The sequence below is a fragment of the Streptomyces nigrescens genome (assembly GCF_027626975.1).
GTDB classification, from domain to species: domain Bacteria; phylum Actinomycetota; class Actinomycetes; order Streptomycetales; family Streptomycetaceae; genus Streptomyces; species Streptomyces nigrescens.
Genome location: NZ_CP114203.1, coordinates 6050903 through 6071526 on the forward strand (window position 1 = coordinate 6050903; position 20624 = coordinate 6071526).

General features: G+C 70.6%; 17 protein-coding genes. 7 read left to right on the top strand and 10 right to left on the bottom strand.

The features are described from left to right. The first annotated feature begins 726 nt into the window (after positions 1 to 726). On the top strand, positions 727 to 1248 hold the full coding sequence (locus STRNI_RS27020) for a universal stress protein (RefSeq protein ID WP_018093093.1): 522 nt from the start codon (positions 727 to 729) through the stop codon (positions 1246 to 1248). A gap of 154 nt (positions 1249 to 1402) precedes the next feature. On the opposite strand, the gene glmS is transcribed toward STRNI_RS27020, so the two are convergent. Then, positions 1403 to 3232 (bottom strand): glutamine--fructose-6-phosphate transaminase (isomerizing), encoded by a 1830-nt coding sequence (glmS, locus tag STRNI_RS27025; protein ID WP_018093092.1) that lies wholly within the window; start codon positions 3230 to 3232, stop codon positions 1403 to 1405. A 66-nt stretch (positions 3233 to 3298) separates the two neighbouring features. Beyond that, the gene (locus tag STRNI_RS27030; protein WP_026170258.1) at positions 3299 to 3586 is read right to left on the bottom strand and encodes a hypothetical protein; all 288 of its coding nucleotides are present in this window, start codon (positions 3584 to 3586) and stop codon (positions 3299 to 3301) included. 189 nt (positions 3587 to 3775) lie between these two features. On the opposite strand from STRNI_RS27030, the gene STRNI_RS27035 reads away from it, so the two are divergent. Beyond that, positions 3776 to 5380 (top strand): beta-N-acetylhexosaminidase, encoded by a 1605-nt coding sequence (locus tag STRNI_RS27035; RefSeq protein WP_159488184.1) that lies wholly within the window; start codon positions 3776 to 3778, stop codon positions 5378 to 5380. Between the two features lie 49 nt (positions 5381 to 5429). Here STRNI_RS27035 and STRNI_RS27040 read toward each other — a convergent pair whose 3' ends face one another. The 7 genes from STRNI_RS27040 to STRNI_RS27070 all read right to left on the bottom strand — a co-directional run bounded on the left by STRNI_RS27040 (position 5430) and on the right by STRNI_RS27070 (position 15050). Then, entirely contained in the window at positions 5430 to 6305 is an 876-nt protein-coding gene (locus STRNI_RS27040) for a geranyl diphosphate 2-C-methyltransferase (protein ID WP_277412168.1), read from the bottom strand. Positions 6306 to 6338: 33 nt separating this feature from the next. Further along, positions 6339 to 7400 carry a family 2 encapsulin nanocompartment cargo protein terpene cyclase gene (locus STRNI_RS27045; RefSeq protein WP_018093087.1) on the bottom strand — a complete coding sequence of 354 codons (1062 nt, stop codon included), beginning with the start codon at positions 7398 to 7400 and terminating at the stop codon, positions 6339 to 6341. Positions 7401 to 7419: 19 nt separating this feature from the next. Beyond that, entirely contained in the window at positions 7420 to 8859 is a 1440-nt protein-coding gene (locus tag STRNI_RS27050) for a family 2B encapsulin nanocompartment shell protein (protein ID WP_109889926.1), read from the bottom strand. Between the two features lie 427 nt (positions 8860 to 9286). Continuing rightward, positions 9287 to 10444: an acyl-CoA dehydrogenase family protein gene (locus STRNI_RS27055; protein ID WP_093646374.1), complete on the bottom strand. Its 1158-nt coding sequence runs from the start codon at positions 10442 to 10444 to the stop codon at positions 9287 to 9289. 6 nt (positions 10445 to 10450) lie between these two features. Then, the gene (locus STRNI_RS27060; protein WP_277412169.1) at positions 10451 to 11392 is read right to left on the bottom strand and encodes a hydroxymethylglutaryl-CoA lyase; all 942 of its coding nucleotides are present in this window, start codon (positions 11390 to 11392) and stop codon (positions 10451 to 10453) included. Next, complete coding sequence (locus STRNI_RS27065; RefSeq protein WP_277413328.1) at positions 11389 to 13401, bottom strand: acetyl-CoA carboxylase biotin carboxylase subunit; 2013 nt, start codon at positions 13399 to 13401, stop codon at positions 11389 to 11391. The genes STRNI_RS27060 and STRNI_RS27065 overlap by 4 nt, the downstream gene beginning before the upstream one ends. Before the next feature lie 17 nt (positions 13402 to 13418). Beyond that, positions 13419 to 15050, bottom strand: a complete 1632-nt coding sequence (locus tag STRNI_RS27070) for a carboxyl transferase domain-containing protein (RefSeq protein WP_018093081.1) — start codon at positions 15048 to 15050, stop codon at positions 13419 to 13421. Between the two features lie 133 nt (positions 15051 to 15183). Between STRNI_RS27070 and STRNI_RS27075 the strand changes: the two genes are divergently transcribed. The 3 genes from STRNI_RS27075 (at position 15184) to STRNI_RS27085 (ending at position 18023) form a co-directional block, all read left to right on the top strand. Then, a complete protein-coding gene (locus tag STRNI_RS27075) occupies positions 15184 to 15825 on the top strand; it encodes an SACE_7040 family transcriptional regulator (protein WP_018093080.1) in 642 nt (213 codons plus the stop codon). A gap of 129 nt (positions 15826 to 15954) precedes the next feature. Further along, a complete protein-coding gene (locus STRNI_RS27080) occupies positions 15955 to 17112 on the top strand; it encodes an acyl-CoA dehydrogenase family protein (RefSeq protein WP_018093079.1) in 1158 nt (385 codons plus the stop codon). A gap of 20 nt (positions 17113 to 17132) precedes the next feature. After that, positions 17133 to 18023, top strand: coding sequence for an acyl-CoA thioesterase (locus STRNI_RS27085; RefSeq protein WP_109889920.1), 891 nt, complete (start codon positions 17133 to 17135; stop codon positions 18021 to 18023). A gap of 192 nt (positions 18024 to 18215) precedes the next feature. Here STRNI_RS27085 and STRNI_RS27090 read toward each other — a convergent pair whose 3' ends face one another. Further along, positions 18216 to 18764, bottom strand: a complete 549-nt coding sequence (locus STRNI_RS27090; protein ID WP_277412170.1) for a flavoprotein — start codon at positions 18762 to 18764, stop codon at positions 18216 to 18218. A 116-nt stretch (positions 18765 to 18880) separates the two neighbouring features. Between STRNI_RS27090 and STRNI_RS27095 the strand changes: the two genes are divergently transcribed. Beyond that, positions 18881 to 20065: a helix-turn-helix domain-containing protein gene (locus tag STRNI_RS27095; RefSeq protein ID WP_277412171.1), complete on the top strand. Its 1185-nt coding sequence runs from the start codon at positions 18881 to 18883 to the stop codon at positions 20063 to 20065. 228 nt (positions 20066 to 20293) lie between these two features. Beyond that, positions 20294 to 20581 carry a hypothetical protein gene (locus STRNI_RS27100; protein ID WP_109889914.1) on the top strand — a complete coding sequence of 96 codons (288 nt, stop codon included), beginning with the start codon at positions 20294 to 20296 and terminating at the stop codon, positions 20579 to 20581. Positions 20582 to 20624 lie beyond the last annotated feature (43 nt).

A 20624-nucleotide genomic window follows, 5' to 3' on the forward strand; every position in this document is an offset into this window, starting at 1 on the left:
TGGACCTCGGCCGGAAGTTGGCTGAAAACGGTCGCGCGCAGACTTGCAGGCGCCCTCAATCGACCGGCGTACGCCCTTCGGAATGCCGGCCGCCCCCGTGCGCCGCCGCCCCTGAACGTCCGCTTCTGTCCCGGTGTCTTCCGACCTCACGCACGCGGACCCGCGCGGCGGTCCGTTCGGAATGCCGCAACAGTGCGCGACAGGCGCAGGTCACAGCGGCCAGACCGGCGGCGGCGCCGGTCGCACCGGCCCAGGAGGCGCCGCTGAAGATCAGTACGAGGGGTACCAGGGCACAGCTGAACGCGCCCCAGCGCACCACATCGCTCACTGGGTCGGGTGATCTGTCGGACGGCAACGGCACCGCGCACTCCCCTCGGACGGGCTGTTACTACAACGCCGACGACGATCATGGGTCACCGCGAGGGGTACGTACGGGGGCAGGCCGGGGCATTGCCATCCGCGCCACGCTCCGGCATGCTCCGGGGAACGTTCGAGGCCCCACCCACCTCGCGCGGGCGCCCCGCGTCCGTTGCGGGCTCTGGGCAGCGGGGGAGTGGCGCCGTACTCTTGGGGTATCGGGTTGGGAAGATGATTCCCAGTCGTATCGTTCCTCTTTGAACTATGGCTCCCGCACCTCGGGCGCGCCAGCTCAGTCAACTGCCGGATCAAGTCAATCGCCGTTCCCCGTTCGCCCCTCCGCAAGAGGACGTCCTCGCCGAGACACCAATGGCCGGTCACGAAATCCCCGAACCCGCGGACCGCAAGCAGGTCGCCGATCCCATGGCGGACCTCGAAGCGGCGGAAAAGACGCGCCACTCCTGCGACCCCGCGTTCCGGCACGGCGTCGTGGTCGGCTTCGACGGCTCCATGTCGAGCGAGCGAGCGTTGGCGTATGCAATCGGTATGGCCCGGCGCCTCGGCTCGGGTCTGATCATCGTCCATGTGGCCAACCGGCTGCCGACGACCGTCTGGGCGGGCTGTGAGCCCCCGGTCTTCGTGGATGTGCCGGATCACCGCACCGAAGTGCTCGGCCTGGAGCTGGCCTGTGCGGACCATCTCACCGAGGTGCCCTGGATCCTCGTCGAGCGCGGCGGTGACATCTGCCACGAGCTGGAGGAGGTCGGCCGGGAGTACGAGGCCGACGCGATCGTGGTCGGCTCCACACACGGCATCGTCGGCCGGATCTTCGGCTCGGTGGCCGGCCGGCTGGCCCGCCGGGCGCAGCGCCCGGTCATCGTGATTCCCTGACGCGCCCCCGGCGCGGACCAACTCGCCTTTGCGCCTGAGCCGGCGCCGCTTTCGCGGAGGTGGCTGGGCGCCGTGGGGGGTGCTCAATTGTCGCTTCGGTGGGGTGGATTGGGGTGAGGTGGGGGGAGCGCTCCACCGGGCTCCCCCCCGGTTGCTACTCGACCGTGACGGACTTCGCCAGGTTGCGGGGCTTGTCGATGTCGCGGCCGAGGGCCAACGCCGTGTGGTAGGCGAGCAGTTGGAGCGGGATGCCCATGAGGATCGGGTCCAGCTCGGGCTCGTTCTTCGGGACGACGATGGTGTGGTCGGCCTTCTCCTGCTCCTGGTGCGCGACGGCCAGGATGCGGCCGCTGCGGGCCTTGATCTCCTCCAGCGCGGCGCGGTTCTTCTCCAGCAGGTCGTCGTCGGGGACGATCGCGACGGTCGGCATCGCGGGCTCGATGAGGGCCAGCGGGCCGTGCTTGAGCTCCGACGCCGGGTAGGCCTCGGCGTGGATGTAGGAGACCTCCTTGAGCTTCAGGGAGGCCTCGCGGGCCACCGGGTAGCCGCGCACCCGGCCGATGAACATCATCGACTTGGCGTCCGCATAGGCGGCCGACAGCTTCTTGATGTCCTCCTCGCCCTTGAGGATCTCGTCGATCTGCGCGGGCAGCTTGCGCAGACCCTCGATGATCCGCTTGCCGTCCGCGACGGACAGATCACGGATCCGGCCGAGGTGCAGGGCGAGCAGCGCGAAGGAGACCACCATGTTGGTGAAGCACTTGGTGGAGACCACGCAGACCTCGGGGCCGGCGTGGACGTAGATGCCGCCGTCGGTCTCCCGGGCGATCGCCGAGCCGACCACGTTCACCAGGCCCAGCACCCGTGCGCCCTTGCGCTTGAGCTCCTGGACGGCCGCCAGCACGTCGTAGGTCTCACCGGACTGGGAGACGGCCACGTACAGCGTGTCGGGGTCCACGACCGGGTTGCGGTAGCGGAACTCGGAGGCCGGCTCGGCGTCCGAGGGGATCCGGGCCAGCTCCTCGATCATCTGCGCGCCGATCTGGCCCGCGTGGTACGAGGTGCCGCAGCCCAGGATCTTCACCCGGCGCACCCCGCGCGCCTCGCGGGCGTCGAGGTTCAGGCCGCCGAGGTGCACGGTGGAGAAGCGGTCGTCGATCCGCCCGCGCAGCGCGCGGTCCACCGCGTCCGCCTGCTCGGAGATCTCCTTGTGCATGTAGGTGTCGTGGCCGCCCAAGTCGTAGGACTCGGCCGCGTACTCGACGGTCTCCGGGGCGGACGTGGTGCGCGAGCCCTCGGTGGTGTACGTGCGGTAGTCGTCGGCCTTGAGGGTGGCCATCTCGCCGTCGTCGAGGGTGACGACCTGACGGGTGTGCGAGACCAGCGCGGCGACGTCCGAGGAGACGAACATCTCGTGCTCGCCGATGCCCAGGACGACCGGGGAGCCGTTGCGGGCCACCACGATGCGGTCGGGGAAGTCGGCGTGCAGCACGGCGATGCCGTACGTGCCCTCGATGTGCCGCAGCGCCTCGCGGACCTTCTCCTCCAGCTTCTCGGCCGGGGAGCGGGCGATCAGGTGGGCCAGCACCTCGGTGTCGGTCTCGGAGGCGAAGACGATGCCGTCGGCGGTGAGCTTGGCGCGCACGTCCGCGGCGTTGTCGATGATGCCGTTGTGGACGACCGCGACCTTGCCCTCGGTGTCCTGGTGCGGGTGGGCGTTCTCGTCGGTCGGCGCGCCGTGGGTGGCCCAACGGGTGTGCGCGATGCCGGTGGAGCCCGCGAAGCGCTTGGGCAGCCGGGACTCCAGCTCGCGGACCCGGCCCTTGGCCTTGGCGGTCTTCAGGCCGCCCGTGGCCTTGCCGGTGCCCTTGGCGTGGATGGCGATGCCCGCGGAGTCGTAGCCCCGGTACTCCAGGCGCTGCAGACCCTCAAGGAGCAGCGGGGCGACATCACGCTTGCCGATATATCCAACGATCCCGCACATGCAGTGACCCTCCCAGAAAAGCGTTGTGGCAATGGTTCGTGCTGCCCGGCGTCCCGGGCGCGGCCGTCAGCCGTAGACGAGGCGGCGCAGCTGGCGGGCCGAGAGATCGGGCGGGGCCACGGCGCGGTGCGGCATCTCGTGGCGGATCCGTTCGAAGATCTCCTCGTTGCGCAGTCCCTGGGACTGCAGCTCCCGATGGCGGCGGCGGACGAACTCCTCCGTGGTCTCGTCGAAGTACGCCAGCACGTCCAGCACCACCCGGGCGGCCTCACCGCGCTGTAGCGGTGTGCTGCGCACCAGGTGGTCCACCAGGTCTTCGTGCGGCGCTTCAGCGCGGTGACGGCGTTCGAGCACCCGTTGATACTGCGGGGCGCCGCGAAGATTCGCAAGAAATCTGCCCGCTATCGGGCACATCCCCGATTTGGGGGCCGGAAACTGGTCTGAACCTTGACCGGATTGGAGGCTCACGGTACGCATGGTCACCGTTCGGTCGCTCCATGCCATGCACCATGCCATGCACGAGGTTCGCCGAAGGGACCGTCGATGAGACGACGCAGACTGCTGTTCTCGCTGCTGCTGGTCGCGGCGGCGGGGCTGGGAACCGCCGCCGTACCGCCGCAGGGCGCCGCCGGTGCCGCCCCCCGGGCCGCCACTCCACTGGACCGGGTGATCCCCGCGCCCGCGTCCGTACGCGGCGGCGGGGACGCGTACACCCTCGGTGACCGCACCCGGATCCGGGTGCCCGGCGGCTCCGGTGAGGCCAAGCGGATCGCCGGCTATCTGGCGGGGCTGCTGCGGCCCGCCACCGGGTTCGCCCTCCCCGTGACCACCAAGGACGGCCGGGACGGCATCGTCCTCCGGCTCGGCGGCAGCGGCACCGGGGGGCTGGGCGACGAGGGCTACCGGCTGACCTCCGACGGCCGTGCGGTCACCCTCAGTGCCGCGCGCCCCGCGGGCCTCTTCCACGGCGTCCAGACCCTGCGCCAGCTGCTGCCCGCCGACGTGGAGCGGCAGGACGCCCGGCGCGGGCCCTGGCGGATCGCCGGGGGCACCATCGCCGACTCCCCGCGCTACGGCTACCGCGGCGCGATGCTCGACGTCTCCCGGCACTTCTTCACCGTGGCGCAGGTCAAGCGGTACATCGACCAGCTCGCCATGTACAAGATCAACAAGCTGCATCTGCATCTCTCGGACGACCAGGGCTGGCGGATCGCGATCAAGTCCTGGCCGCGGCTGGCGACCTACGGCGGCTCCACCCAGGTCGGCGGCGGCGCCGGCGGCTACTACACCAAGGACGACTACCGCGAGATCGTCCGCTATGCCGCGTCCCGCTATCTGACCGTCGTCCCCGAGATCGACATGCCGGGCCACACCAACGCCGCGCTGGCCTCGTACGCCCCGCTCAACTGCAACGGCCAGGCACCGCCGCTCTACACCGGCACCGAGGTCGGCTTCAGCTCCCTGTGCGTGCCGAAGAAGGAGACGTACGACTTCATCGACGACGTCATCCGTGAGGTCGCGGCCCTGACGCCCGGCCGGTACCTCCACATCGGCGGCGACGAGGCGCACTCCACCAGCCATGCGGACTACGTGACCTTCATGGACAAGGTCCAGCCGGTGGTCGCCAAATACGGCAAGACCGTGGTCGGCTGGCACCAGCTGACCGGGGCGCACCCGGCGAAGGGCGCCGTCGCGCAGTACTGGGGCTACGACAAGACGAGCGCCGCGGAGCGTCAGCAGGTCGCCGACGCCGCCCGGAACGGCACCCGGCTGGTCCTCTCGCCCGCCGACCGCGCCTACCTCGACATGAAGTACGACAAGAACACGCCGCTGGGCCTGTCCTGGGCCGGCTATGTCGACACCAGGCGCTCCTACGACTGGGACCCGGGCAGCTACCTCCAGGGCGCGCCCGCGGACTCCCTCCTCGGCGTCGAGGCGCCCCTGTGGTCCGAGACGCTCTCCACCTCCGCGCACATCGAGTACATGGCCTTCCCGCGGCTGCCCGGCATCGCGGAGCTGGGCTGGTCCCCGGCGAGCACCCACGACTGGGACGACTACAAGGTGCGGCTGGCCGCCCAGGGGCCGCGCTGGGACGCCCTGGGCATGAACTACTACCGCGCACCGGAGGTGCCCTGGCCCGCGCGGTGAGACGGCCGTGCCGGGCGTCCTCGGACGTCCGGCACGGTCTCCCGAGTCCTCAGACCCGCTCGGCGGCGATCAGCAGGTACTGGAAGCTGCCGTTGCGGTACGCGGTCAGGAAGGTGTCCTCGATCCCCGTGACCAGGTGGTCGGCCTCCCGGCGCAACTCCCAGTACGGCAGCGCGGCCTCCGTCAGGTCCTCGACGTGCACGGGGACGAGCCGGTTGCGGGCCATGGCGCGGAAGTACTCCGAACGCGGGTGGATGTCGCAGATGTAGTGGGCGTTGATGAGGGACACCTCGCGGGAGGCGCGCCCGTAGGCGTCGTTGTAGCAGCCGGTGATCGTGACGTAGCGCCCGCCGCGCCGCAGCAGCCGCGCATGCTCGGCGAAGAGCAGGTCCAGCTCGACGTACATGGTCGACTCGTTGTTCCAGGACGCCGCGTACGCGCCGGGGGTGAAGCCGGTGTCGAGCATGTTGCGGTGGTGGTAGCGCACCTTGTCGTCGATACCGCGCTTGCGGGCCTGCCCGTTGGCGAAGTCGGCCTGCTTGGCGGAGATCGTGGCCCCGTCGGCGTGGCAGCCGTAGCGCAGATGCGCGACCACGCTGCCGCCGCCGCGGCCGCACCCGGCGTCGAAGACGCGGTCGGTGGGGGAGAGGTCACCGAGGTGGGAGACGAGGAGTTCGGCCTGGGCGTGCTCCAGCCGGTGGAGTTCGCCGGTGACCCGGTCGCGGCGCCGGCCGGGGTCCGGCTCGTTCAGCACCGACCGGTCGGCCTCCCCGATGCCGTAGTGGTGGTGGTAGAGGTCGTCGATCTTGCCCAGTTCGAGGTTGACCGGGTTTTCCTCGGCGTTCCAGTAGTCCGCGACCCGGGACTGGTACGTGGACTGGGTCGGCACCGGTGTGCGGGCGGTGTCGGCGTGAGTGATGGTCAACGGTGACTCCTTGCTTGTGGTGCGCGGATCGGACTACCAGTAGTTGGGCAGCTGGTAGCGGTCGGTGTTGGTGGCGTGCCACTCGTGGTTGCCGGACACCCAGTCGGCCAGGCCGCGGACGTACCGTTCGAGGAGGGGCGAGAGGGCGGCCAGCGGAGCCGACTCCGTCTCGAACGCCTCCATGATCTGGTTGTGGATCTCGACGCTCTTCAAGTAGGCGGCCTTCAGGCCGCGTTGGTCGTTGGCGGCCACCACCTGGGGCAGGTTCAGATGGTCCGGGTCACTCGCCAGCTCCCTGGTGAAGGAGTACAGGTCGTTGACGATGGTCGTGGCGTTGCAGGCCAGCGCGGTGACCCGCTGGACCTCGGGGCGCGCGTAGAGCGCCTCGGGCAGTTCGTAGCCGTCCACGGCGTCGACGATGGACAGACAGGGACGGAAATTGTTGAACTGCCGCATGACCAGGTACTCCCAGACCCGCGGCGCATGCCGTGTCTCCGCCCAGGCGGCCTCGGCGAGATAGCCGAGGTGCAGCCGGGCGATGTCCTGGACGAACCGGTCGGTCTGGCTGGGGGTGGCGAGGGCCGCGTAGTCCTTCAGGGCCCAGTGGTAGGAGCGCAGCGGTCCGTCGGCCTGCACACCGTGGCGCCACTCCTCCTCCAGCTCGGGGGTGCCGTGGAGCGGGTCGAGTGCCGACTGGGCCATGATCAGCCGGCCGCCGAGGCCACGGTGGGCGCCGCCCTTGCCCTCGTCCTCCTCGCAGTAGCAGTTGTCGACGATGTTCTCGGCCAGCAGCAGCTTGCCCGCGACGGTGAGGCGTTCGAGGTCGGCCGCGCCGGGATGCTGGAGGACGACGGCCCGGCCGAACTGGAACTGGGTGAAGTCCCCGGTCCACTGCGCGGGGAACAGGTCCAGTTGGCGGGCCCAGGCCTCCAGCCTGCGGTCGATCTCCTCGGCCTTCTCGGGGTCGGCGGGTGCGGCGGGCCGGTACCTCAGCCCGGGGACGGCTCCGCCGGGGGGACGGGTCCGCAGGGTGCGGGCGAGGTTCGGCGGGCCGGGCAGCGAGAACGCGGCGGCGGTGTTCGGGGGCGTGCTCATGGTTCGGGACTCCACCTGATCAGTCGGCGCTCCGGCCGATCTGGACGTTCTCCAGGACTCCGACGGCGTCGGGCACGAGGATGGCCACCGAGTAGTAGGCGGTGACGAGGTAGTTGATGACGGCGGACGGGTCGATGCCCATGAACCGGACGTTCAGGCCCGGCTGATACTCCTCGGGGATGCCGGTCTGGTGCAGACCGACGACTCCCTGGTCCGCCTCACCGGTGCGCAGCGCGAGGATGCTGCTGGTGTGCGTGTCGCTGACCGGGATCTTGCCGCACGGGAAGATCGGGACACCGCGCCAGGCGGGCACCTCGTGGCCGTCGACATTCGCCGTGCCCGGTACCAGACCGCGCTTGTTGCACTGCCGGAAGAAGGCGGCGATCGCCTTCGGATGGGCCAGGAACAGCCGTGTCTTGCGGCGCATGGACAACAGCTCGTCCATGTCGTCCGGGGTGGGCGGGCCGGTGTAGGTGCTGATGCGCTGGCCGTAGTCGGCGTTGTGCAGCAGCCCGAACTCCCGGTTGTTGAGCAGCTCCCACTCCTGGCGCTCGCGGATCTCCTCGACGGTGAGCCGGAGTTGCTGCTGGGTCTGGTCCATCGGGTCGTTGTAGAGATCGGCGACCCGGCTGTGGACCCGCAGCACGGTCTGGGTCAGGGAGAGCTCGTACTCGCGCGGGGCGAGGTCGTAGTCGACGAAGCCGCCGGACAGCGTCGGCTCGCCGACGTGCCCCGCCCGCACCGGTACCTCCGCCTCTCCCTTGCGGTTCATGGGGCGCTGCTGCCGCTCCGCGTACGCCGTCAGATGGGCGGCCAGGGACGGCACCCGGTCGGTGAACTCCCGGACCACGTCCCAGGGCAGCGTCATCAGGACGCCCGCCGTTTCGGCCCGGACCGAGCTCAGCCACCGGGGGTCGGGCCGGCCGATCGCCTCGTCCCCCATCTGGTCGCCGTCCGTGACGACCCCGGTGACCTCCTCCTCGCCGTACTTGCCGACCGTGTAGCGGGCGAACCGGCCGTGGACGACGAGGTACGCCTCGGTGGTGGGCTGACCGGCCTCGAAGAGGACCTGGCCGGCCCGGACCTCCCGGACCCGGAAGCGGCCGGCGAGCTCCTTGAGGACCTCGGTGTCGGAGTAGCCGCGCAGGGCGGGCAGCTCGGTGAGCGTCTGCGGGATCACCCGGATGTCGTCCGCGCCGTTGTGCTCGAACTGGACCCGGCCCCGGCCGACGCGGAGCTGCAGACGCCGGTTGACCCGGTAGGAGCCGCCCTTGACGTCCACCCAGGGCAGCGTCTTCAGCAGCCATCGCGAGGTGATGGCCTGCATCTGGGGCTCGGACTTGGTGGTGGTCGCCAGTTGGCGCGCGGCCTGGGTGCTGAGGCTGGTGCGCGCGCTGTCTGCGGGTGGTGCGAGAGCGGGCTCTTCGGCAGCGGAACCGGTGACGTCCGGTACGGACACATTCCCTCCCGGGACATGAACAGAAGTGAGCAAAACGGCCTGGCGTGACCAAAGTGGCCGTGTTCAGGAGCAAGCCAAACAGGAGGGAGCGCGCGCCGGTACGGCGTGAAAGGGGGCGAACTCGCATCCACGAGTCATAAACCCCGAAGCGATGCAGACGGATCATGGTGGTGCGCCCGCGCGCCCTCCGGCCGCCGCATGCTCCCGACGCACCGGGGTACAGGCGCGGACGCGCACAGGGGCGCGCGGTGTCCGGGACGTCGGCAGCGCGACACCGTCGGAGGCTCCGTCAACGCGCACAGGAAGCGCGCACAGGAAGCGCGCACAGGAAGCGCGCAGAGAAAGCGCGCACAAAAGCGGCGGCCCGGTCACCGAAGCGACCGGACCGCCTTCCTTCACCGCACCGGGCCACGCCCGGGACGACGCCCTAGACGACGCCCAACTCCCGGGCGATCAGCATCCGCTGGACCTCGCTGGTGCCCTCGCCGATCTCCAGGATCTTGGCGTCCCGCCACATCCGGGCGACCGGGTACTCGTTCATGAAGCCGTACCCGCCGTGGATCTGGGTGGCCTCGCGGGCGTTGTCCACCGCGATCTCGGACGAGTAGAGCTTGGCGAGCGCGGCCTCCTTCTTGAAGGGCTCGCCGTGCACCAGCCGGGACGCGGCGTCGCGCCAGGCCAGCCGGGAGGTGTGCGCCCGCATCTCCATGTCGGCGAGCTTGAACTGGATCGCCTGGTTGCTGCCGATCGCGCGGCCGAAGGCCTTCCGCTCCTTGGCGTAGCGCACCGACTCGTCCACACAGCCCTGCGCCAGGCCGGTGGCCAGCGCCGCGATGGCGATCCGGCCCTCGTCGAGGATGCGCAGGAACTGGGCGTAGCCGCGGCCCTCCTCGCCCAGGAGGTTGCCGACCGGGACCCGGACGTCGGAGAAGGCCAGCTCGCGGGTGTCGGAGGCGCTCCAGCCGACCTTGGAGTACGGGGCGCCGACCGTGAAGCCCGGGGTGCCGGACGGCACGATGATCGAGGAGATCAGCGGGCTGCCGTCGTCCTTGCGGCCGGTGACGGCGGTGACCGTGACCAGACCGGTGATGTCCGTACCGGAGTTGGTGATGAAGCACTTGCTGCCGTTGATCACCCAGTCCCCGCCGTCGCGCACCGCGGTCGTCCGCGTCGCGCCGGCGTCCGAGCCGCCGTCGGGCTCGGTGAGGCCGAAGGCGCCGAGCATCTCACCGCTGCACAGCTTGGGCAGCCACTCGCGCTTCTGCTCCTCCGTTCCGAAGTGGTAGACCGGCATGGCGCCCAGGGAGACGCCCGCCTCCAGGGTGATGGCCACCGAGGAGTCGACCCGGGCCAGCTCCTCCAGGGCGATGCCGAGGGCGAGGTAGTCGCCGCCCATCCCGCCGTACTCCTCGGGGAAGGGCAGCCCGAACAGGCCCATCCGGCCCATTTCCTGCACGATCTCGTACGGGAACGCATGCTGCTCGTAGTACTCGCCGATCTTCGGGGCGACGACGTCGTGCGCGAACGCCTCGACCGTACGCCGGAGTTCTTCCAGCTCGGCGGGCAGACGGTGGTCAAGGGACATGAGGGTTCACTCCTGGTGGGAGAGGGCACGGAGGGTACGCGAGGGGCTCGGCCGGCCCAGGACCCCGGCCATCCACACGCTGGTGGCGGTCAGGCGGTCCAGGTCGACCCCGGTCTCGATGCCGAGGCCGTGCAGCATCCACACGAGGTCTTCGGTGGCGAGGTTGCCGGTGGCGCTCTTGGCGTACGGGCAGCCGCCGAGGCCGCCCGCCGAGGCGTCGATGGTGGTGATGCCGTGCTGCAGCGCGGCGAAGGTGTTGGCGAGGGCCTGCCCGTAGGTGTCGTGGAAGTGCACCCCGATACGGGAGGCGGGGACCTGGGCCTCGCCGAGGGCGGCCAGCAGGCTCTGCACATGACCGGGGGTGGCCACCCCGATGGTGTCGCCCAGGCTCAGCTCGTCGCAGCCCAGGTCGAGCAGTGCCCGGCAGACCCGGACGGTCTGCGCGACGGGCACCGGGCCCTCCCAGGGGTCGCCGAAGCACATCGAGAGATAGCCGCGGACGTGCACCCCGGCGTCCTTGGCCCGTGCGACGACCGGGGCGAACATCGCCAGCGCCTCGTCGACCGTCCGGTTGAGGTTGGCCTTGGCGAACGACTCGGTGGCGCTGCCGAACACCGCGATCCGGCGGGCGCCCAGCGCGAGCGCCCGGTCCAGCCCGCGCTCGTTGGGGACCAGCACGGGCAGCCGCTGCGGATCGAGATCGTCCAGCAGCGGGAACAGCTGCTCGGCGTCGGCGAGTTGGGGCACCCACTTGGGGTGGACGAAGCTGGTGGCCTCGACGGTTGGCAGGCCCGCGGCGGCGAGGCGGTGGATGAACTCCGCCTTGATCTCCGTGGGCACCACGGTCTGCTCGTTCTGCAGCCCGTCGCGCGCGCCGACCTCATGGATCCGTACGCGGGTGGGCAGCCCGTCCGCGCGGATCTCCATCGGCAGTCCGGCCGCGGTCATGAGGCGCTCTCCTGCCCGCCCTCGGGGCCGCCCGCGGACGCGGCGGACTCCTCGGGGCTCTCGTGCGGGGCGACCACGGCCAGGATCTGGTCCATGGCGACGGTCGAGCCCGCGGTGACATCGAGTTCGGTGACGGTCCCGGCGTGCGGTGCGGAGATGACGTGCTCCATCTTCATCGCCTCCACCACCAGCAGGCCCTGGCCCGCGGCCACCTCGTCGCCGACGGCGACCTTGACGACGGTGACGGTGCCGGGCATCGGGGCGGCGAGGGTGTCCGCACCGTGCGCCCCGGCGGCCCCGCGCAGCGCCGCGGCCACCGGGTCGTGGGTGGTCACCTGCCACGAGTCGCCGTCCCGCCCGAGCCAGTCGCCGCGGTGGTGGAAGCTGTGCACCACCCCGTCAACGGTGATGCGTACGCGGCCCGGCTCCAGCTGTCCGGCCGGGGAGCCGGGACGTACGTCGTGCGGCACCGGGTCGTGCCCCGGCACCCGCAGCCAGTGGCGTACGGGCGCGGGCTCGCCGCCGAGCCGGAAGCCGTTCGGCGCGGCGAACGGGTCGCGCCAGCCGCCGTCCTCCACCGCCGGCTCCAGGGCGGCCTGCCGCACCGCCGCGGCCGCCGCGTACACCTCGTCCGGCACCGTGCCGTCGACCAGACCGGCCGCCTCCCGCTCCACCAGACCGGTGTCCAGCTCGCCGGAGACCACGTCCGGGTGGGCCAGCAGCCGCCGCAGGAATCCGGCGTTGGTGGTGACGCCGAGGGTGACCGTCCCGGCCAGCGCGGCCCGGAGGCGGCGCAGCGCGCTCGCCCGGTCCGGCCCGTGGGCGATCACCTTGGACAGCATCGGGTCGTAGCGGCTGCCGACCTCCCCGCCCTCGGAGAGCCCGGAGTCCGTGCGCACACCGCCGCCCTGCGGCTCGTGCAGCGCGAGCACCGTGCCGCCGGTCGGCAGGAAGTCGCGCGCCGGGTCCTCGGCGCAGATCCGCGCCTCGATGGCGTGCCCGGTGAGGGTGATGTCCTCCTGGGCGTACGGGAGATGCTCACCGGCCGCGACCCGCAGCTGCCACTCGACCAGGTCGATGCCGGTGACCATCTCGGTGACCGGGTGCTCGACCTGGAGGCGGGTGTTCATCTCCATGAAGTAGTAGGAGGACGGGTCCTTGCCGGGCACGATGAACTCGACGGTGCCGGCACCGCGGTAGCCGCAGGAGCGGGCCGCCTGCACGGCCGCCTCACCCATCGCGGCGCGGGTGGCCTCGTCCAGCAGCACCGAGGGGGCCTCCTCGATGACCTTCTGGTGGCGGCGCTGGAGGGAGCACTCGCGCTCGCCGAGGTGGATGACGTTGCCGTGGCCGTCCGCCAGCACCTGGATCTCGATGTGCCGTGGCCGGTCGATCCAGCGCTCGACGAGCAGGGTGTCGTCGCCGAAGGAGGAGCGGGCCTCGCGGCGCGCGGACGCGATCTCGTCGGCCAGCAGCGCCTCGTCGCGGACCAGCCGCATGCCCTTGCCGCCGCCGCCCGCGGACGGCTTGAGCAGCACCGGGACGCCGATCTCCCGTGCCGCGGCGGCCAGTTGCTCATCGGTCAGCCCGCTGCCCGAGGAGCCGGGCACGACCGGGACGCCGGCCTCCCGCACCGTCTCCTTGGCGCGGATCTTGTCGCCCATCAGCTCGATGGCCTCGGCGGACGGGCCGATGAAGACCAGCCCGGCGTCCGCGCAGGCACGGGCGAAGGCTGCGTTCTCGGCGAGGAAGCCATAGCCCGGGTGGACCGCCTGGGCGCCGGTCCGGGCGGCCGCCTCCAGCAGCCGCTCCACGGACAGATAGCTCTCGGCGGCCGGGGCCGGGCCGATGCGTACGGCGGTGTCGGCCTCGCGGACATGGCGGGCGTCGGCGTCCGCGTCGCTGAAGACGGCGACCGAGCGGATGCCGAGGGCGCGCAGTGTGCGGATCACACGGACCGCGATCTCGCCGCGGTTGGCGATGAGCACGGTGTCGAAGTTGGTGGCCATTCCTGTGGACATCCCTCTCACATCCGGAAGACGCCGTAGCCGGGCGCGGTGCTGTCCTTCTGGGGAAGCGGCGCGTTGGCGCAGGCGGTCAGCGCCAGCCCCAGCACCTGCCGGGTCTCCAGCGGGTCGATCACTCCGTCGTCCCACAGCCGCGCGGTCGCGTAGTAGGCGTTGCCCTGGGTCTCGTACTGCTCGCGGACCGGCGCCTTGAAGGCGGCCTCCTCCTCGGCGCTCCACTCCTCGCCGTGCGCCTCCAGCTGGTCGCGCTTGACGGTCGCGAGGACGGAGGCGGCCTGTTCGCCGCCCATCACCGAGATCTTGGCGTTCGGCCACATCCACAGGAAGCGTGGCGAATAGGCCCGTCCGCACATGGAGTAGTTGCCCGCCCCGTAGGAGCCGCCGATGACGACCGTCAGCTTGGGGACGCGGGTGCAGGCCACCGCCGTCACCATCTTCGCGCCGTGCTTGGCGATCCCGCCGGCCTCGTACGAACGCCCCACCATGAAGCCGGAGATGTTCTGCAGGAACAGCAGCGGAATGCCGCGCTGGTCGCACAGCTCGATGAAGTGGGCGCCCTTCTGGGCGGATTCGGAGAACAGGATGCCGTTGTTGGCGACGATGCCGACCGGGTGGCCGTGGATATGGGCGAAGCCGGTGACCAGCGTCGTGCCGTACTCCGCCTTGAACTCCGCGAAGCGCGAGCCGTCCACGAGTCGCGCGATCACCTCCCGGACGTCATAGGGCGTACGGGAGTCCGCGGGCACCGCCCCGTACAGACCGGCCGGGTCGACCTTGGGCTCCTCGACGGTCCGCACGGTCCACGGCAGCGGCTCGCGCTCACCGAGGGTGCCGACGATGGTGCGCACCAGGCGCAGGGCGTGGGCGTCGTCCTCGGCGAGATGGTCGGTGACGCCGGAGGTCTTGGCGTGCACCTCGCCGCCGCCCAGCTCCTCGGCGGTGACCACCTCGCCGGTGGCGGCCTTCACCAGTGGCGGCCCGCCCAGGAAGATCGTGCCCTGATTGCGGACGATCACGGCCTCGTCGCTCATCGCCGGGACATACGCGCCGCCCGCCGTGCAGGAGCCGAGCACCGCGGCGATCTGCGGAATCCCCGCCCCCGACATCCGCGCCTGGTTGTAGAAGATCCGCCCGAAGTGCTCCCGGTCGGGGAAGACCTCGTCCTGCATCGGCAGGAAGGCGCCGCCGGAGTCGACGAGGTAGAGACAGGGGAGACGGTTCTCCAGGGCGATCTCCTGCGCCCGCAGATGCTTCTTGACCGTCATCGGGTAGTAGGTGCCGCCCTTGACCGTGGCGTCATTGGCGACGATCACCGTCTCGCGGCCGGAGACCCGGCCGATGCCGGCGATCACCCCGGCGGCCGGTGCGGCCCCGCCGTACATCCCCTCCGCGGCCAGCGGCGCCAGCTCCAGGAACGGCGAGCCGGGGTCCAGCAGGGCGTCCACCCGGTCGCGGGGCAGCAGCTTGCCGCGGGCGGTGTGCCGCGCCCTGGCCTTCTCGCCGCCGCCCAGCCGGGCCGCCGCGAGCTTCTCGCGCAGCTCCGCGGCCAGCTCGCGGTGCGCGGCCTCATTGGCCCGCCAGGAGTCGGACGCCGGATCGGCGGTACTCCCCAGCACCGGTGCCTGCTCCATCAGTACGAGCCCCCTTGCTCGGTCTGCTGTCCCGGGCCGCGGTCCGCGGCTGCCGGGCCATCCGGGTTAATGGGCGTTAACCTCATTGCCTTCAGGTTAACGAGCACTAACCCGGCTGTCTACAATCGACGGCATGAGTAATGCGCAGTCCTCCGCCCCGACCAGCCGCCGCGAGCAGATCCTCAAGGAGGCCGCCCGGCTCTTCGCGGAGCGCGGCTTCCACGGCGTCGGCGTGGACGAGATAGGGGCGGCCGTGGGTATCTCCGGCCCCGGCCTCTACCGGCACTTCGCCGGTAAGGACGCGATGCTCGCCGAGCTGCTGGTCGGGATCAGCGAGCGACTGCTCGCGGGGGGCCGGATGCGGGTCGCGGAGGGCGGCGGGAGCCCCGAGGCGGTGCTGGACGCGCTGATCGACGGCCATATCGACTTCGCGCTGGACGACCGGCCGCTGATCACCCTGCACGACCGGGAGCTGGACCGGCTGCGGGAGGCCGACCGCAAGCGGGTCCGCCAGCTGCAGCGGCAGTACGTGGAGCTGTGGGTGGAGGTCGTCCGCCGGGTCCACCCGGGCCCCTCCGAGTCACAGGCCCGTGCCGCCGTGCATGCCGTCTTCGGCCTGCTCAACTCCACCCCGCACCTCGGCCGCCCGGGCGCCCTCCCGGGCCGCACGGAGATGGCGGAACTGCTGCACCGGCTGGCGCTGGGCGCGTTCGGCGCGGTGGCGGGCGAGCCGGAGGCCGGGGAGCCGATGGCGGCGTCGGTACCGGGCGCCTAGGGGCGGGCCCACCGGCTCGCACGGATTTTCGTTGACCTCTGGACAGCCTAGGTAACCGGCCGGTAGCTTTCGCTGAGCAAGCGCTTAGACATGCGCTTGGACCAGCGACCTGGAGGAGGCGACGTAGCAATGCGCCGTACGGTGTTCAACGAGGATCACGAGGCGTTCCGCGAGACCATACGCGCCTTCATCGAGGCCGAGGTCGTGCCCGTGCACGACGAGTGGCTGGCCGCCGGCCAGGCCCCGCGCGACTTCTACTACAAGCTCGGTGACCTGGGCGTCTTCGGTATCCGCGTCCCCGAGGAGTTCGGCGGCGCCGGTATCGACTCGCACAAGTTCGAGGCCGTGATGTACGAGGAGACCGCCCGCGCGGGCGTCACCTTCGGCGGCTCCGGCGTGCACGTCCTGCTCGGACTGCCGTACATCCAGATGCTCGCCACCGACGAGCAGAAGAAGCGCTTCCTGCCGAAGTTCGTCAGCGGCGAGGAGATGTGGGCGCTCGCGATGACCGAGCCCGGCACCGGCTCCGACCTCGCGGGCATGAAGTCCACCGCGAAGCTGTCGGACGACGGCACGCACTACGTCCTCAACGGCGCCAAGACCTTCATCACCGGCGGTGTGCACGCCGACCGCGTCATCGTCTGCGCCCGCACCGCCGCCCCCCGCGAGGACGACCGCCGCTTCGGCATCTCGCTCTTCGCCGTGGACGCCAAGTCCGCCGGCTACTCCGTCGGCCGCAAGCTGGACAAGCTCGGCCTGAAGGTCTCCGACACCGCCGAGCTGGCCTTCGTCGACGTCAAGGTCCCGGTCGAGGACCTGCTGGGCGAGGAGAACAAGGGCTTCTCCTACCTGGGCCTGAACCTCGCCTCCGAGCGCTGGGGCATCGCCTTCGGCGCCTACGCCCAGGCCAAGGCCGCCGTCCGGTTCGCCAAGGAGTACGTGCAGGAGCGCACGATCTTCGGCAAGACGGTCGCCTCCTTCCAGAACACCAAGTTCGAACTGGCCGCCTGCCAGGCCGAGGTGGACGCCGCCGAGGCCGTCGCCGACCGCGCGCTCGAAGCCCTGGACGCCGGCGAGCTGACCCCGGCCGAGGCCGCCTCCGCCAAGCTGTTCTGCACCGAGGTCGCGCACCGCGTGATCGACCGCTGCCTCCAGCTGCACGGCGGCTACGGCTTCATGAACGAGTACCCCATCGCCCGCCTCTACGCCGACAACCGCGTCAACCGCATCTACGGCGGCACCAGCGAGGTCATGAAGTCCATCATCGCCAAGTCCATGGGCCTCTAGGCCGTAAGGGCACCGCGCACGTGAACGACGCACTCCGGTCCCTGCTCGGTCTGCTCGCACTGGAGCGGATCGAGCAGGACATCTTCCGGGGCGAGAGCCGCGCCTCGGTCGTGCCCCGGGTCTTCGGCGGCCAGGTCGCCGCCCAGGCCCTGGTCGCGGCCGGGCGCACGGTCCCCGCCGACCGGCCGCCGCACTCCCTGCACGCGTACTTCCTGCGCCCGGGCGACCCCGGCGCCCCCATCGTCTACACCGTCGACCGCATCCGCGACGGCCGCTCCTTCACCACCCGCCGGGTCGTCGCCGTCCAGCATGGCCAGCCGATCTTCCACCTCTCCGCCTCCTTCCAGGCGGCCGAGGAGGGGCTGGAGCACCAGGAGCCGATGCCGCCGGCACCGGACCCGCTGGAGCTGCCCACCGCCGCCGAGATGCTGCCCCGCCACGCCGAACGGTTCCTCGCCCCCGGCGTCGCCGAGCGTCTCCTGGAGGCCCGCGCCGCGATCGACCTGCGGTACGTGGACGAGCCGCCCTACGTCACCGTCGGCGAGCCCCGCGACCCCCGGTCCCAGGTATGGTTCCGCACCCAGGGCAAGCTCGACGACGACGGCGAGATCCCCCGCCCCCTGCTGGACATCTGCCTGGTCACCTACGTCTCCGACATGACCCTGCTCGACTCGATCCTGCTCGCGCACGGCCGCGGCGGCTGGGCGGTAGGCGACGTGGTCGGCGCCAGCCTGGACCACGCCATGTGGTTCCACCGCCCCCTGCGCGCCGACGAGTGGCTCCTGTACGACCAGGAATCCCCCACCGCCCAGAGCGGCCGCGGCCTCGGCAAGGGCCGTATCTTCACGGCCGACGGCCAGCTGGCGGTGTCGGTGATCCAGGAGGGCGTCATCCGGGTACCGCGCGATTAGGCGCCGCGCACCCCAGGTCGGCCGGTGGGCCGGACTTCCCGATATTCCGTGGCTCGGGGGGACCGGCCCACCGGCTTTTGCCGTGCTCGGACCAGGAACAGTCGACCAGCCGTACGCCGTGGTCGGTGTGGATGTCGTGGGAAGGCTGGAGGTCGGAGTGGACCCAGCTGGAGGCACTGTTTCCCTCGACCGTTAAGGCGTGACGCGGACGGCTCGCGTCGCTTCGGTCAGCGCCAGTTGCCACGGATAGCCTTCTGGTCGCCCTTTGCCCGGCTCGTTGGGTTCGAAGCCGCCGGGCCCGTACAACACCGACACGCCCGCGCCGCGCAGCGTCGCCACTGACCGGTCGAACTGCGGATGGTGCACATAGGCGGTGTTCACGCAGGGCATGGCCACCGTGGGAATGCCCTTGCCGATGCCCTCGGCAACCACCCCGACCACGAAGTGATGCGTCAGTCCAAGCGCCCAGGAGTTGAGGGAATTGAAGGTGACCGGTGCGAACACGATGACGTCGGCCGGAGGCCACACATCGGGGGCGGCCGGTTGCTTGTACTCGGACCGGACCGGGTGCCCCGTCAGCTCTTCCAGTAGCGGCACCTCGCCGTCGAGCCACCGGGCCGCCGTGGGCGTCAGACCGATGCACACGTCGAATCCAGCCGTGTGGGCGCTGCGTGCCACCTCGGCAAACTGCTGGACGGGCGGGGCGGCGGAACCGAACAGGTAAAGCACGGGACGATTCATCACGTCATCCCACCACAGTCTTCTGCTGTGAAGCCTGCGGATCAGCGGCGGAGAGCATTCACCAGCCCGCCCTCGCCGGTACCGTTCCGAATGGCTGCGAGGGACTGGAGAGCGAGATGCCTTCACTGCACGACGACCACACGGGCGCACGCATCGCGCACACACGCAAGGTCCGACGCCTGACCCAACGCGAGCTGGCCGACCTTGCGCACGTCTCGTACAGCACGTTGACCAAAGTGGAGCAAGGAGTCCTGCCCGCAAGCCCTTCGGTGCTCGGGGCGTTGGCCCGTTCTCTCTCGGTGCCGGTGACGGAACTGACAGGGCAGCCCTACCTTGAAGAACTCCGCCAGGATCAGCTGGACGGCCTGATCAACCCCATTCGCGAGGCGCTCAACATCTACGATCTCGGCCCCGACCCGGAGGTATTGCCGCGCACGGTGGAGGAGTTGGCGGCACATGCCGACCGGCTGTGCGCCATGGTGCGAGCGACGAACATCAAACAGGTTGCTGCCGAGCTTCCCGGCTTGATCCACGAGGCCACGACGACGGCGCATCTCCATCCCACGGACAGAAACTGGCGGCTGCTGGCGAGCACGTACCGCACCGCGTATGACCTGACAGCGAAACTGGGTTTCTCCGACCTGGGCATGGTGGCGCTCGACCGGATGGGCTGGTCGGCCGAGCGTGCCTCGGATGCGGTGCTCAGCGGAGTGCGTCAGTACATGCGGGGTGTGGCCTACCTGCGGGCGGGCGACTACCGCACGGGGAAGCGGTTGGTCCGGCTTGGCTTGACTGACCTGGATCAGGCTGCCCCCGGGCGTGTGTTTGACGCAGTAACGGGACAGCTGCACCTGGGAGCCGCCGTTCTGGCGGGCCGCGACAAGGACAGGGACACCGCAGAGGGGCACCTCGGTGAGGCTCAGCGGATCGCGGAGCGGACCGGTCCTGCGGAGAAGGTCCACTGGCTGTCGTTCGGGCCTACCAACGTCGGTGTGCACCGGGTCAGCGTGCTCGCAGAGCTGGACCTCTATCCGGAGGCCGTGCAGTGCGCGCAAGAGATCGCGATTCCGGACGGGTGGCCGCCGTCCCGGCTGGCGCACCACCATGCCGAGGTGGCGCGGGCACTGATGTGGACGGGACGCACGGATGCGGCATTCAAGAGTCTGCTGAAGGCTCGGAAGGTCGCCCCACAGCAGACGCGATACCACCCCGCGGTGCGGGAGACGTACGCCGGTCTGGACTCGGCCAGGCGCAGGATGCCTGAGACCTTCGGCAACTACGGCTCATGGCTCCGCATGTGACGTTCTGAGAGCCCATGGCCGGAGCTATCAGCGATGACTGATAGTTCCGGCCTCCTGCGGTCGGCACGCTGAGAGGGTCAGCAGACCCCCGCGACCGTGTTGGGACGGCCCGGGGGCATGGCCAACCTGAGGAAAGCAGGTCGACATGTCGAACGGTATCGCCCGCATCTTCGAGTTGCTGCTGCGGCTGTTAGCCGACCCGGCAGCCCGGGCAGAGGTGACCGGGCGATGAGTGAGTCACCGACCACGCGTCTGCTGCCATGGGTGAGCCCCGACGGGAAGACCTGCATCCTGCTGAGCGATGGCAGAGGTGAGAGCGGCTTCTCCCGTGTCGCGGACCGTATCGAGGACGTGCAGCTGGAGATGGCGGACGGGCTCCTCGATCACGCGGCCGACATGCTTGGGGACGACGCGGCGACGGATCGACAACTCCGTTATCTGGGAGAGCAGTTGAGTACTGCGCTGCGGGATGTGCGTCGCGTCGCGGAGTGCAGGGGTGCGCGGCTGAGCCGGTGAGGAGCGTCGTGTCGGCCACGTCCCGTCGCCGACACGACGCTCG